Genomic DNA, 14,579 nt, shown 5'->3' with positions numbered 1-14,579 from the left:
ACCGGACGGCCTGCTGCGCTTCGTCACCGGCGATGATCATTCAAGCGTTGCGCGGGCCACACGCACGCCTCACGCTCGGCGGGTCGTCCATCGGAAGAGAGCGCCATGCCGCTGCCGATCGCCTGCCCGAAACCGCCGTTTTCGCCGCGGCGCGCGCCCTCCGGCCCGCGGATGGACGCCCGATGAGAAGCCATGCCCGTGCGGTCGTGATCGGGGGCGGCGTGGTCGGCGTCTCCGTGCTCTATCATCTGGCCAAGATCGGCTGGACCGACGTCGTGCTTCTGGAGAAGAACGAGCTGACCTCGGGCTCGACCTGGCATGCAGCCGGCGGCGTCACCACGCTGAATTCCGACGCGAACGTCTCCAAGCTGCAGAAATACACCTTCGATCTCTATCGCGAGCTCGAGCAGGTGACCGGCCAGTCCTGCGGCATCCATCACAACGGGGGCATCTATCTCGCGGCCTCCGACGGGCAGATGGATTTCCTCAAGCTGATCCATTCGCGCGCCCGCACGCTCGGCATGGACACCGAGATGATCTCGGTCGCCGACGCCAAGGCGCGCAACGTGCTGATCGACGAGCGCCATTTCACGGGCGCGCTCTGGCGCGAGGACGGCGGCTATGTCGATCCCTGGCTGGTGACGCAGGCCTATGTCACCGCCGCGCGCCAGCTTGGCGCCGAGGTTCAGCGCTTCACCAAGGTCGAGGCCCTCGTCCAGCGGCCCGACCGGACCTGGGACGTGGTCACCGACAAGGGCACCATCAACGCCGAGCATGTCGTCAATGCCGGCGGCCTTTGGGCGCGCGAGGTCGGCCGGCTGGTCGGGCTCGAACTGCCGGTCCTGGCGATGGAGCACATCTATGTCGTCACCGAGCCGGTGCCGGCACTGAAGGGCCTGCCGCGCGAGATCATCAACACCTCCGACTTCACCGGCGAGATCTATCTGCGCCAGGAAGGCGAAGGCGTGCTGCTCGGCACCTACGAGCAGGCCTGCAAGGTCTGGGCGCCGAAGGTGACGCCCGACGATTTCCACGGCCGCCTGCTGCCCGACGATCTCGAACGGATCGCCCCGGAACTGGAACGCGGCTTCCGTCACTTCCCGGCTCTGGCCGAAGTCGGCATCAAGAAGGTGGTCAACGGCCCCTTCACCTTCTCGCCCGACGGCAACCCGCTGGTCGGCCCGGTCGAGGGCCTGCCCGGCTTCTGGTGCGCCTGCGCGGTCATGGCCGGCTTCAGCCAGGGCGGCGGCATCGGGCTGGTGCTGTCGCGCTGGATGGCCGAGGGCGATCCCGGCCAGGACGTGCTGGCCATGGATGTCGCCCGCTACGGCCACTTCGCGACGCCGCGCTACACCTCGATCAAGGTGCAGGAGAACTACCGCCGCCGCTTCCGCCTGACCTATCCGAACGAGGAGATGCCGGCCGCCCGCCCGCTGCGCCGCTCGCCGGTCTACGGCGCGCTCGACGCCGCCGGCGCGGTCTGGGGCAACAATTTCGGCCTGGAATCCCCGCTCTGGTTCGCCCCCGAAGGCGTCGCCAAGACCGAGACTCCGACCTACCGGCGCTCGGAGGCCTTCGGGCCGGTCGGCGACGAATGCCGCGCCGTGCGCAGCGCGGTCGGCCTGACCGAGATCACCAATTACGGCAAGTACGAAGTCACCGGCCGCGGCGCGCGCGCCTTCCTGGACCGCGTCTTCGCCTGCCGCATCCCCCGCCCCGGCCGCATGGCGCTCGCCCCGATGCTCAGCCCGCGCGGGCGCATCATCGGCGACCTGACCATCGCGTGCCTCGCCGAGGACCGCTACCTGATCGTCGGCTCCGGCTTCGCCGAGCGCTTCCACATGCGCTGGTTCGCCGGCCAGACCCCGCCCGACGACGTGTTCGTCCGGGCCGCCTCGTCGAGCTATGCCGGCTTTGCGCTGTCGGGCCCGAAGGCGCGCGACGTGCTCGGCGCGCTCGCCGATTTCGACGTGTCGGCGGAGGGCTTCCGCCTGTTCGGAGTGCGCGAGGCCCCGGTCGGCCTGTCGCCGGCCATCATCCAGCGCTGCGGCTTCACCGGCGAACTCGGCTACGAGATCTGGGTGACGCCCGACTACCTGCCGCAGCTCTACGACGACCTGACCGCGGCGGGACAGGATTTCGGACTTCGGCTCTATGGCGGCCGCGCCGTTTCCTCGCTTCGGCTGGAAAAGAACTACGGTTCCTTCAACAAGGACTTCCGTCCCGACTACACTGCCGCCGAGACGGGCCTCGACGCCTTCGTCGATTTCGCCAAGACCGTCGATTTCACCGGCCGCGCCGCCGTCCTGGCCGAGCGCGAGACAGGGCCGAAGCGGCGCTTCGTCACGTTCAAGGTGGATGCCCCGCATGCGGACGTGGTCGGCTACGAGGTGGTGCTCAAGGACGGCAGGCCGGTCGGCCATGTCACGTCGGGCGGCTGGGGCCATGCGGTCGGCTGCAGCCTGGCGATGGGCTATGTGCCGACGGCGCTCGCCCGAGACGGCGAGACCTTCGCCATCGACATCCTGGGCGTCGAATGTCCCGCGGTGATCACGGCGCGGCCGCTCTACGATCCCGAGGGCGCGAGGCTCCGGTCATGAGCGTGACTTCGGGCGACGGGCAGCCGGCCCCGAGCGAAACCGCCGCCCCGTCGGGCCGCCGGCGCGATCGTGGCGGCCGGGCGACGCGATCGGCGGGCGCACCGGATTTCACCCCGATCCCGCGTCTGCGCGTGCCGTGGGCGCCGCTCGACATCCTGTCGGCCGAGCAGATCGAGCGTGTCCTCGACGGCGCCTACCGGGTGCTTGCCGAGACCGGCCTCGAGATCCGCAGCCCGGAGGCGCGGACCATCTACGCCCGGGCCGGCGCCCTGGTCGACGACGAGACCCAGATCGTCCGCCTCGGCCGCGACATCGTCGAAGCCGCGCTCGCCCATGCGCCGGCCGAATTCGTGCTGCATGCCCGCGATCCCGCCCGCCACCTGCATGTCGGCGGCAACACGGTCAATTTCGGCCCGGTCAACGGCGCGCCGAACATCACCGACCGCGAGGGCGGCCGGCGCTACGGCGACATCGCCGCCTTCCGCGACATCCTGAAGATCACGCATCGGCTCGGCATCCTGCACTGGCAGGGCGGCATCGTGGTCGAACCGACCGACCGGCCGGTCCCGAGCCGGCATCTCGACTGCTACCTCGCCCATGTCGAATGTTCCGACATCGTCTGGGCCGCGCGCGGCGTCGGCCGGCCGCAGGCCGAGGATGCGCTCGCCATGTCGGCCATCGAGCATGGCTGCTCGATCGACGACCTCGCCCTTCGCCCGACCCTGATGACGGTGACCAACGTCAACTCGCCGCGCCGGGTCGACGAGGAGATCCTGGCCTCGATCATGACCCTGGCCGCCGCCGGCCAATGCGTCGTGATCACGCCGTTCACGCTGATGGGCGCCATGGCGCCGGTGACGCTGGCCGGTGCGCTCGTGCAGCAGACGGCCGAGCAGCTGGCCGTCGTCGCGCTCTGCCAGCTGGTCCGCCCCGGCGCGCCGACGGTGCTCGGCGGCTTCACCTCCAATGTCGACATGCGCACCGGCTCGCCGGCCTTCGGCACGCCCGAATATGTCCGCGCCTGCCTCGCCACCGCGCAGCTCGGCCGCCGCCTCCGGCTGCCGGTGCGCACCAGCGCGGTCAACGCCTCCCCGGCGGTCGATGCGCAGTCGACCTACGAGACCTTCTTCTCGCTGCAGGCCGCCATCCTCAGCCACAGCCACCTGATCAACCATGCGGCCGGCTGGCTGGAAGGCGGCCTGGCCGCCTCGATGGAGAAGATCATCGTCGATGCCGAGATGCTGCGCGGCTGGGCCGAGATCCTGAAGCCGCTCGCCTTCTCGGACGACGAGCTCGCCGTCGACGCCATCGCGGGCGTGCCGGCCGGCGGCCACTTCTTCGGCGCCGCCCATACGCTCGCCCGCTACGAGACCGCCTTCTACCGTCCGCTTCTGTCGGACTGGTCGAACTACGAGAACTGGCGCGATGCCGGCGCCCGCGACGCGACCGTCAGGGCCACCGACATCTGGAAGCGCGCCCGCGACGAATGGGTCGCGCCGCCGCTCGATCCCGCCATCCGCGAAGCGCTCGCCGCCTATGTGGCGCGCCGGCGCGAAGAGCTTGAAAGGACTGCCGCATGACCGGGATCGGCGACGCGCCGCTCACCCTCGCCGATGTCGAGCGCCTGGTCGCCGGATCGGCACCGCTCGCGATTTCCGACGCCGCACGCGCCCGGATCGAAGCGGCCCGACAGGTCGTCGATACCTATGCGGCCGGCACCGTTCCGGTCTACGGCCTCAACACCGGCCTCGGCGGCAATATCGGCTTCCGCATCGACCGCGATGCCATTCCGGACTTCCAGGCGCAGCTGGTCGTCGGCCGCAATGTCGGCCTCGGCAACTTCCTGCCGGAGCCGATCTGCCGGGCCGGGCTGCTGGCACGGATCGCCGGCGCGACCAAGGGCGGGGCCGGGCTGTCGCTCGGCGTGATCGAGCAGATGACCGCCCTCTTCAACGCCGGCGTCTCGCCCGCCATCCCCGAAATCGGCTCGATCGGCGCCGGCGACCTCGGCATTGCCGCCCATCTGGGCGCGGCGCTGATCGGCCGGGGCGAGGCCTACTATCGGGGCGAGCGGTTGCCGGCGGCGGTGGCACTGGCGCGCGCCGGGCTGACGCCGATCGCGCTGGAGCCGAAGGACGGCATCGCGCTCTGCAACGCCTCGACCCCGATGGTCGGCTTCGGCGTGGTGACGCTGGCCGAACTCGGCCGCCTCCTCGCCACCGCGATCGCCGTCTCCGCCCTGGCTTTCGAGGCCTATGGCGCCAATCCGCGCATCTTCGACGCGCGCATCCATGCCGCGCGTCCGGCCGCCGGCCAGACGCACGCCGCCGCTCTCTATCGCGCCCTGCTCGACGGCAGCCCGCTGGTCGCGGCGCCGCGCACGGTGCAGGATGCCCTCTCCTACCGCTGCCTGGCCCCGATCGTCGGTTCTGCGCTCGACGCCTATGCGCATGCGGTCCGCGAACTGGAGATCGAGCTCAACGGCGAGGTCGACAGTCCGCTCGTCCTGACCGAGGCCGGCGAGATGCTGTCGAGCCCGAATTTCCATACGCCCTCGATCGCGCTGGCGGTCGACGCCATCACCATAGCGCTGTCGCATCTGGCCGCCGCCGGGGCGATGCGGGTCGTCAAGCTGATGAACCCGACCCTGTCGGGACTGCCGAAGTATCTCTCGCCCGTCGGCGGTCCCTCGGCCGGCTTCGTGCCGATGCAGAAGACGACCGCGGCGCTGGAGGCCGAAATCCGGCTCGGCGCGGCCCCGGCCAGCCTCGGCGCCATGCCGGTCTCCGACACGGTCGAAGACGTGGCGCCGATGACGCTGCTCGCCTTCCGCAAGCTCGCCCGCCAGATGGAGGCCTTCCGGCTTCTGGTCGCCGTGGAGGCGACCGTCGCCGCCCAGGCCGCCGATCTGCGCACCGACTACGGCCTGTCGCCCGCCGCCGCCGCGCTGCATGGCGTCATCCGGTCGGTGGTGCCGCGGCTGGAACAGGACCGGGAAACCGGTCCGGACGTGATGGCGGTCTGCCGCCGCCTCGCCGAGCCGGCCATCGCCGCGGCCATTGCCGAGCGCGTCGGACGGCTGGTGCCGTCAGGCGCCTGAGAACCCGCGCGCGGTTCGCGCCGCGCCGGCGGAATTCGCATATCGGCCCGTCGTCCTTGTGACGCCGGCCCCTATCTCATCCGGCGCCGGGCCCCGTGCCTGCCAAGCCCCCCTTCCGGGTGGCGGCAGCAGGCGGGCCCCCGGCGCCAAGCTTCCGACGCCCACCGCCCTTCGGCGGCACGACACAGGAGACAGCGCGATGTCCATCACGATCGATCGACGCACGTTCCTCGCCGGGACCGCCACCGCCGCCCTGACGGCGGCGTGGGGTGGCCCGGCGCTCGCCCAGCAGGGCCCGCGCGACAAGATCACGGTCCGCATCGACCGCGATCTGGCCAATCTCGACCCGGCCTACCGGACCGGCCCGTGGGACGCCAATGTCTGCCGCGTGGTCTATCAGCGGCTGATGAAGCAGAAGGTCAATTCGGCCGAGCTCGAACTCGACGCCGCCGAGAAGATCGACCAGCTCTCGCCGACCGAGATCGGCTTCACGCTGAAGCCCGGCCTGATGTTCACCGACGGCTACGGCGAGATGACCGCCGAGGACGTGAAGTTCTCCTTCGAGCGCATGGGCCTGCCGCCCAAGGAGGGCCAGAAGGAGAGCCCCTACAAGGCCGACTGGGGCGGCCTCAAGGCGGTCGAGGTGACCGGCAAGTACACCGGCAAGATCGTGCTGGAGAAGCCGCGCGCCAACATCTTCACCACCGTGATCGGCGACGTATCCGGCTGCATCGTCTCCAAGGCGGCGGTCGAGAAGCTCGGCGCCGACTATGCGACCAAGCCGGTCGGCACCGGCCCCTACCGGCTGACCGCCATCGAGCGCCAGCGCGGCGCGACCCTGACCCGCAACCCCGCCTACAAGGGCCCGGCCCCCGCGCTGCAGGAAATCGCGATCCGCTTCATCTCCGATCCGCGCACCACCGATCTGGCGCTGCGCTCCGGCGAGATCGACTTCGCCATCCTGGCCCCGGCCGTCGCCGAGCCGCTGAAGTCGGTCGCCGGCCTGACCGTCTCCGAGCAGCCATCGATCGCCTATGTCTGGCTCGGCATGAATGTCGAGAAGGGCCCGCTCGCCGATCTGAAGGTGCGCCAGGCGATCCGCCTCGGCCTCGATGTCGATCAGATGCTGGCCGCCGGCTACAACGGCAAGGCGCCGCGGCTCAACACGCTGCTGCCGCCGCAGATCTTCGGTCACTGGAAGGAAGCCCCGGTCTACAAGCGCAACGTCGCCGAGGCCAAGAAGCTGCTCGCCGAGGCCGGCGTCTCCGGACTGAAGCTGAAGCTGACCATCCTCAACCAGCCGGCCTACCAGAACATGGCCCTGGTCGCCCGGGCCCTGCTCGCCGAGATCGGCGTGACCATCGAGGTCGACGCGCAGGAAGGCGGCACCTACTGGAATGCCGGCAACGGCGACAGCGGCAAGAATCTCGACCTGTTCCTGCTGCGCTTCAACGGCAAGCATGACCCGAACTTCATCATGCAGTGGTTCGTGTCCGGCCAGACCGGCACCTGGAACTGGCAGCGCTGGCAGAACAAGGACTACGACGCGCTGTTCGCGGCCGCCGCGGTCGAGCTCGATCCGGCCAAGCGCGGCGAGATGGTCGTCAAGGCGCAGCAGCTGATGGACCAGTCGGCTGCCTTCGTCTGGCTGACCAACGAGGTCAACGTGCTGGTGCATCGCAGCTGGCTGAAGCCGGCCGGCGTGCCGGGCTGGCTCGACTGGCAGTATGACAGCTGGGGTCTCGGCGCCTGACGGCCGCGGCGGTGACCCGGCTCTTCAAGGACGAGCGGCTCGGCTATGTGGCGAGCCGCCTCTTGACCACCGTCCTGATCGTGTTCGGGGCGATGGTCTTGCTGTTCGCCCTGACCGCGCTCGTGCCGGGCGATCCCGCCAAGTCGCTGCTCGGGCCGCAGGCCTCGCCCGAGCTGGCGAAGCGCTTCATCGCCGAGATGGGGCTCGACCAGCCCCTGCATGTCCGGCTCTGGCGCTTCTTCGGCGCCGTGCTGACCGGCAATCTCGGCGTCGACGTGATCTCGGGCAAGCCGGTGGTGCAGCTCGTCGCCTCCGTCCTGCCCTACACGGTCATCCTGACCTTCTCGGCGATCGGGCTCTCCGTCCTGATCGGCGTGCCGCTCGGCATCCACGCCGCGACCCATCGCGGCTCGGCGAGCGACACCATCCTGGCCTTCGTCTCGGTCGCCTTCATCGCGGTGCCGAGCTTCGTCATCGCGATCTTCCTGCTCCTGATCTTCGCCATCTGGCTCGACTGGCTGCCGGTGCTCGGCACCAGCCGGTCGGGCGAGTTCCTCGACGAGGCCCGGCGCATGATCCTGCCGACGCTGGCGCTCGCCGCCGGCTGGATCGGCTTCATCGCCCGTCTGGTCCGATCCTCGATGCTGGAAGTGCTCGGCGAACCCTATATCCGCACCGCCCGCGCCTATGGCCTGTCGGAGCGGCTGATCACCTACAAATACGCGCTGAAGAATGCCTGCATCCCGACCATCGCCATCCTCGGCCTCGGCATCGGCCGGCTGCTCGGCGGCGCCGTGCTGGTCGAGATCGTGTTCGCCCGGCCGGGGCTCGGCCGGCTGGTCTACGAGGCGGTTTCGGAACGCAATTTCCCGGTCGTGCAGGGCGCGGTGCTGGTCGTGGTGGTGCTGTTCGTGGTCGTCAATCTGATCGTCGACCTGTCCTATTCGGCGATCGATCCGCGCATCCGGCGCAGCTCCGGCCAGGGGGCAGGCGCATGAACACCCTCGCCGCCATCCTGGCCACCCTGCGCCGCGCGACCGGCTCGATCACCGGCGCGGTCGGCTTCACGATCTTCGTCCTGGTCATCCTCGCCGCGCTGTTCGCCCCGGTGATCGCGACCCACGATCCCGACGCGCTCGACGTGATGAACCGCTTCGCGCCGCCCTCCGCCGCCCATTGGCTCGGCACCGACCATCTCGGCCGCGATCTCTTCTCCCGCCTGATCCACGGCGCGACCATCGCGATGAGCGTGGCCCTGTCGGCGATCGCGCTGGCGCTCGCTGCCGGGACCGTGCTCGGCATCCTGGCCGCCTATCTGTCGGACCGCGGCGAGCGGGTGATCCTGATCCTGTTCGACGTGATTGCCGCCTTCCCGAGCCTCGTGCTGGCGCTCGCCATCGTGGCCGTGTTCGGCCCCTCGACCGGGGTCGTCGTCGCCATCGTGGCCCTGACCATGACGCCGCATTTCGGCCGGGTCGCCCGCGCGCAGGTGCTGACGCTGAAGAACGCGCCGTTCCTCGAAGCCGAGCGCATCCTCGGCGCGTCGGGCGCGCGCATCGTCTTCGTCCATCTCCTGCCCAACATCATGGGTCCGCTGGTCGTGCTCGCCTCGATGGACATCCCCGTGGTCATCACCATCGAGGCCGGGCTGTCCTTCCTCGGCCTGGGCGTCCGCCCGCCGCTCGCCAGCTGGGGCACCCTGATCCAGGACGGCTACCAGTTCCTGTCGGACAGCTGGATCCCGGTCGTCGTCTCCAGCCTGGCGCTGGCGCTGGCGACGCTCGGCTTCACCCTGTTCGGCGAGGCGCTGCGCGACGCCGTCGATCCGCGCATCGGCCGGGAGCGCTGACATGGCCGAACCGCTCGTCGCCATCCGCAACCTGAAGCTCGAAGCCGGCACCGCCCGCGGCCGCGCCGCGATCCTGCGCGGCATCGACCTGGAGATCGGCCGCGGCCGCATTCTCGGCCTGGTCGGCGAATCCGGCTCCGGCAAATCGAGCCTCGCCGCCTGCCTGATCGGGCTGACCCCGGCCAACACCAGCGCCATCTCCGGCGAGATCCGCTTCGACGGCCAGAACCTGGTCGGCCTCGACCCGACCGCCTTCGCGCGCCTGCGCGGGCGCCGCATCGCCATGATCTTCCAGGATCCGATGACGGCGCTGAACCCGCTCTTCACCATCGGCACCCACCTCGTCGACGTGCTCCGGCACCGCGATCCCGGCCTCTCCCGGGCGGCCGCGCTCTCCGAGGCGACCGCCATGCTGGTCAAGGTCGGCATCGCCGATCCGGAGGCCCGCATCGCCGCCTATCCGCACCAGCTCTCCGGCGGCATGCGCCAGCGCGTCATGATCGCCATGGCGCTCCTGATGCGGCCCGACCTGCTGCTCGCCGACGAACCCACCACCGCGCTCGACGCCACCGTGGAGGCGCAGATCGTCGAACTGCTCGCCGCGCTCAGGCGCGAGGTGTCCGGCTCGATCGTGTTCATCTCGCACCATCTCGGCCTCGTCGCGCAGCTCTGCGACGACGTGGCGGTAATGTATGGTGGCACCGTCGTGGAGACCGGCCCGGTCGATGCGGTGCTGACCGACCCTCGCCATCCCTATACCCGCGCGCTGATCGCCTGCGAGATCGACGAGGACGACGCGCCCGGCGGCCGGCTCCTGTCGATCCCCGGCGAGGTGCCGGACCCGGTGCGACCGATGACCGGCTGCATCTTCGCGCCGCGCTGCGCCCATGCCGTCGAGACCTGCAGATCGGAGGTTCCCGAACTCCGCACGTCCGGCGACGGCCGGCGCGCGGCCTGCCTTCGCTTCGAGGAGCTGCCATGACCGATCCGGCCGCGCCCCCGCTGGTCAGTTTCGAGGATGTCTCGGTCGTCTTCGGCGGCCGTGTGCATGCGCTCGACCATGTCGACCTGACCATCGCCCGCGGCGAGGTCCTCGGCCTCGTCGGTGAATCCGGCTCCGGCAAGACGACGCTGTGCCGGACGCTGATCGGCCTGACGCCGTTGACGACCGGCTGGATCCGGATCGGCGGGGCGCCGCTGATCGAGACCATGGCGGCCGATCCGCTCGGCTTCCGCCGCCGCGTGCAGATGCTGCTGCAGGATGCGGTCGCCTCGCTGTCGCCGCGCCTGACCATCGGGCGGACGCTGGAGGAGCCGATCGCCATCCACGGCCTGCCGCGCGAGGCCGCCCGCCGGCGGCTGGACGGGCTCCTCGCCCGGCTCGGCCTGCCGCGCGACATCGTCACCAAGTTCCCGCACCAGATCTCCGGCGGCCAGGCCCGCCGCGTCGGCGTCGCGCGGGCGCTGATGGTCGAGCCGGACCTGATCGTCGCCGACGAGCCGACCGCCGGGCTCGACGTCTCGGTGCAGGGCGAATTGCTCAATCTCCTGATGGATCTGCGCCGCGACCTCGGCCTGACCTATCTGCTGGTCAGCCACAATCTCAACGTCATCCGCCGCGTCACCGACCGCACCGCGGTGATGTATCTCGGCCAGATCGTCGAGACGGCGCCGACCCGCGACCTGTTCGATCGCCCGGCCCATCCTTACGCCGCCGCGCTGGTCTCGACCAATCCGGCCATCGATCCGAAGCGCCGGCGCCGGCCGATCGTGCTCGGCGGCGAGATTCCGAGCGTGGTCGATCTGCCGTCGGGCTGCCGCTTCCACACCCGCTGCCCGGTCGCGCAGCCCCGCTGCGCCGTCGACGTGCCGGCCGAGCGCGAGGTCGGCCCAGGCCGCCGCGTGCGCTGCCATTTCCCCTTCTCGCTCGCCCCGACGGCCGCCGCGGACGCCCTGCTGGTGGCGGCAGACGCCGCCACGGCCGCCGCCGCCACGCCCTGACAGTCCCAGGAGATTTCCGCGATGTCCGCCCCGGACGCCATGCCGCCGATCTATATCAGCTACCTGAACCGCCTCGACGTGGCCGCGCTGGCCATGACGGATGCCGAAATTCTGGCCGCGATCGAGACGGCACTCGCCGCCCAAGGCCGCGGCGAGGCCGTGATCGAGCCGCGCGTGCATCTCGAACCGGGCGTGGCGAACGGCCATTTCAACGTGCTGCGCGGCTCGCTCGGCGGGTCGATCGATGCCGCCGGCGTCAAGGTGGTCGGCGATTTCGTCGACAACTACAAGAAATCCCTGCCCTCCGAGCTGGCCGTGCTGACCCTGTTCGACCGCTTCGACGGCCGCCCCAAGGCGATCCTCGATGCCTCCGGCATCACCGACATGCGCACCGGCGCGGTCACGGCGATCGGGGCGAAATATCTCGCCCGCAAGGGCTCCAAGGTGCTCGGCCATATCGGCGCGCGCGGCACCGCCTATTGGAACGTACGCCTGCTCGACAGCCTGTTCGACTTCGACGAGATCCGCGTCCATTCGCGCCGCCCGGAGAGCCGCGACGGCTTCGCCGCCAAGCTGGCGGCCGACCTCGGCAAGCCGGTGGTGGCGACCGAGGACTGGCGCTCCTGCGTCGCCGGCGCCGACATCGTCGTCGAGGCCTCGCGCCTGGATGCGCCGCAGCCGCTCCTGAAGACCGACTGGATCAAGCCCGGCGCCTTCGTGGTGCCCTACGGCACGATGAGCGCGGTCGAACTGTCGCTGACTGACATCATGTCCAAGCTCGTCGTCGACGACTGGGGCCAGTGCAAGGGCGGCAAGTTCGGCTCGCTGCGCGCCCATGTCGAGACCGGCCGGCTGTCGGAGGCGACGCTGCATGCCGAACTCGGCCAGATCGTCGCCGGCCTGAAGCCCGGCCGCGAGCGCGACGACGAGACCATCCTGTTCTGGCATCGCGGCCTGTCGCTGTCCGACATCGCTCTCGGCCATGCCATGCTGGCCAAGGGCGAACGGCTCGGCATCGGCCAGCGGTTGCGCTTCGCATGAGCCGCTTCATCGCCAATGCCCGCATGTATGCGGTGACGCCCGAGGCTGAAGCAGCCTGGCGCGCGCTGATCGAGGCGATCGTCGCCGAGGCCGGGCTCGATTTCGACTATCTCGCCTACCCGGCGCCGCAGCCGCTCGAGGTATTGTGGCGGCGCGGCGATCTCGGCGCGGTGCAGATGTGCGGCTACCCGATCGCGCTCGGCCTCGCCGACGTGGTGCCGATCGCCGCACCCATTCCGGCCGCGCCCTGGGCCGGCGGCCGGCCGGTCTACCGCTCCGATCTGATCGTGCGCCGCGACGCGCCCTACCGCACGCTGGAGGACACCTTCGGCGGGCGCGCCGGCTGGACCGTCGAGCATTCGCATTCCGGCTTCAACGCCTTCCGCCACCATCTGCTCGGCTACCGCAGCCCGGACCGGCCGGCGCTTTATGGCAGCATGGCCGGCAATCTGGTCACCGCGCGGCGCATCCTCGACAGCGTGCTCGACGGCACCATCGACATCGGCCCGCTCGACGCCTATTGGCACGACCTGATCGCCCACCACCGCCCGGACCTGACCGCCGGCATCCGCGTGCTTGCATCGACCGATCTCGCCCCGATCCCGGCCTTCGTCGCCGCCCTGTCCCTGCCGACTGAGGCCGTCGAGAGCCTGAAGCACGCCTTCGCGGCCGCCGCCACCCGCCCCTGGTTCCCCGCCCCCGCCGCCACCCTGCGCCTGACCGGCTTCGCCCCCGTCACCCAAGCCGATTTCGCCACCACACTCGCCTGGGACCGCGCCGCCCATGCCGCCGGCTACCCGTTCCCGGCCTGAACCGCACGGTCATTGAGCCGTCCTGTTTGCCAATCCCGATCCTCCCGTTCGCATCCCCGGACAAGGCGCGCGAGCGCCGCCGATCCGGGGCCTACTCGCCCCGCAGCGGCATCGGAATTCCCATAAAAAACAAAATCTTGCGGCGAGTCGCCAGCAGAGTGGGTCCCGGCTCACCGCTTCGCTCCGGCCGGGAATACGCTGAGAGATTGGGCGCCCATCTCTGGATCTCGGTGCGCGGACCGCCTGCGGCTCCGGGCGGGAATGCGGCGCGAGAGGGTGCGTCGGCTGCCAGATCCCTGGGCACGCCAAGATCTCTCCGCGGATCCCCGGACAAGGCCCGAAGGGCCGCCGATCCGGGGCCTACTCGCCCCGCGACGGCATCAAGATCGTCAATCGAAACAAAATCTTGCGGCATGTTGGCAGCAGAGTGGGGCCCGGCTCTCCGCTTCGCTCCGGCCGGGAATGCGCTGAGAGATTGGACGTCCATCTCTGGATCTTGGTGCGCGGACCGCCTGCGGCTCCGGGCGGGAATGCGGCGCGAGAGGGTGCGTCGGCTGCCAGATCCCTGGGCACGCCAAGATCTCTCCGCGGATCCCCGGACAAGGCCCGAAGGGCCGCCGATCCGGGGCCTACTCGCCCCGCGACGGCATCAAGATCGTCAATCGAAACAAAATCTTGCGGCATGTTGGCAGCAGAGTGGGTCCCGGCTCTCCGCTTCGCTGCGGCCGGGAATGCGGTTGGGGGATTGTCGATCCCCCTGTCGAAGGCCGCGCATCGTCCCCGGAACGATGAGCATCGCCCCGGACACCGATCCCCCCACAATCCATCTCATCGCGCACCGATCCCCGTCCCCATCGCACGGCGCATCGAGCCCCGCCTCGATCCCGCAGCCTATCGATCCCCGCCCCGATCTGACGGCGCATCCCCGGACAAGGCGCGCGAGCGCCGCCGATCCGGGGCCTACTCGCATCGCAACCGCGTCGGAATGCCCATGAAAAACAGAATCTTGCGGCACGTGGCCAGCAGAGTGGGTCCCGGCTCTGCGCTTCGCTTCGGCCGGGAATGTTGATGTGGATGGCTCCCTCCTGCGGCATCTGAGTGCCAGAGTGTGTCTTGCAACGGACACGATGGATAGGAGCCATCCATGAGCGAGATTATCAGAATTGGGGTCGACTTGGCCAAGCTGGTTTTCCAGATGCACGGTGTCGACGCGGCGGATCGGGCGCTGCTGCGGCGGCAGGTGAAGCGGGCGCAGTTCATCGGGTTCCTGGCGCAGCTGCCGCCATGCCTGGTGGTGATGGAGGCCTGCGGTTCGGCTCACCACTGGGCACGCCGGATCGCGGCGCTCGGTCACGAGGTCCGACTGGTGCCGGCGGCCTATGTGAAGCCCTACGTCAAGCGCAACAAGAACGACGCCATCGAC

Annotated in this window: 10 protein-coding genes and 1 pseudogene; all 11 read left to right on the top strand. The window is 70.1% G+C overall.

Going from position 1 to position 14,579, the window contains the following annotated elements:
* Positions 1 to 182: 182 nt before the first annotated feature.
* Complete coding sequence (locus ABB55_RS24695; protein ID WP_054361194.1) at positions 183 to 2,600, top strand: GcvT family protein; 2,418 nt, start codon at positions 183 to 185, stop codon at positions 2,598 to 2,600.
* The gene (locus tag ABB55_RS24690; protein WP_054361193.1) at positions 2,597 to 4,180 is read left to right on the top strand and encodes a trimethylamine methyltransferase family protein; all 1,584 of its coding nucleotides are present in this window, start codon (positions 2,597 to 2,599) and stop codon (positions 4,178 to 4,180) included. Before ABB55_RS24695 ends, ABB55_RS24690 begins: the two co-directional genes overlap by 4 nt.
* On the top strand, positions 4,177 to 5,700 hold the full coding sequence (locus ABB55_RS24685; RefSeq protein WP_054361192.1) for an HAL/PAL/TAL family ammonia-lyase: 1,524 nt from the start codon (positions 4,177 to 4,179) through the stop codon (positions 5,698 to 5,700). The genes ABB55_RS24690 and ABB55_RS24685 overlap by 4 nt, the downstream gene beginning before the upstream one ends.
* 199 nt (positions 5,701 to 5,899) lie before the next feature.
* Entirely contained in the window at positions 5,900 to 7,453 is a 1,554-nt protein-coding gene (locus ABB55_RS24680; RefSeq protein WP_054361191.1) for an ABC transporter substrate-binding protein, read from the top strand.
* Positions 7,454 to 7,464: 11 nt separating this feature from the next.
* Positions 7,465 to 8,451, top strand: a complete 987-nt coding sequence (locus ABB55_RS24675; protein WP_244472118.1) for an ABC transporter permease — start codon at positions 7,465 to 7,467, stop codon at positions 8,449 to 8,451.
* Positions 8,448 to 9,302, top strand: coding sequence for an ABC transporter permease (locus tag ABB55_RS24670; protein ID WP_054361190.1), 855 nt, complete (start codon positions 8,448 to 8,450; stop codon positions 9,300 to 9,302). The genes ABB55_RS24675 and ABB55_RS24670 overlap by 4 nt, the downstream gene beginning before the upstream one ends.
* A 1-nt stretch (position 9,303) precedes the next feature.
* Positions 9,304 to 10,284: an ABC transporter ATP-binding protein gene (locus ABB55_RS24665; protein ID WP_054361189.1), complete on the top strand. Its 981-nt coding sequence runs from the start codon at positions 9,304 to 9,306 to the stop codon at positions 10,282 to 10,284.
* Entirely contained in the window at positions 10,281 to 11,303 is a 1,023-nt protein-coding gene (locus ABB55_RS24660; protein WP_054361188.1) for an oligopeptide/dipeptide ABC transporter ATP-binding protein, read from the top strand. The genes ABB55_RS24665 and ABB55_RS24660 overlap by 4 nt, the downstream gene beginning before the upstream one ends.
* Positions 11,304 to 11,342: 39 nt before the next feature.
* Positions 11,343 to 12,344, top strand: a complete 1,002-nt coding sequence (locus ABB55_RS24655) for an ornithine cyclodeaminase family protein (protein ID WP_054362282.1) — start codon at positions 11,343 to 11,345, stop codon at positions 12,342 to 12,344.
* Positions 12,341 to 13,156 carry a phosphate/phosphite/phosphonate ABC transporter substrate-binding protein gene (locus ABB55_RS24650; protein WP_054361187.1) on the top strand — a complete coding sequence of 272 codons (816 nt, stop codon included), beginning with the start codon at positions 12,341 to 12,343 and terminating at the stop codon, positions 13,154 to 13,156. The genes ABB55_RS24655 and ABB55_RS24650 overlap by 4 nt, the downstream gene beginning before the upstream one ends.
* 1,144 nt (positions 13,157 to 14,300) lie before the next feature.
* Positions 14,301 to 14,579 (top strand): annotated as a pseudogene (locus ABB55_RS31040) (IS110 family transposase); the annotation flags it as partial.

The organism is Prosthecodimorpha hirschii (genome assembly GCF_001305515.1).
In the GTDB taxonomy this organism is placed as follows: Bacteria; Pseudomonadota; Alphaproteobacteria; order Rhizobiales; family Ancalomicrobiaceae; genus Prosthecodimorpha; species Prosthecodimorpha hirschii.
Note: the sequence above shows the minus strand (reverse complement) of the source record. Positions and strands in the feature narration are given on the sequence as shown.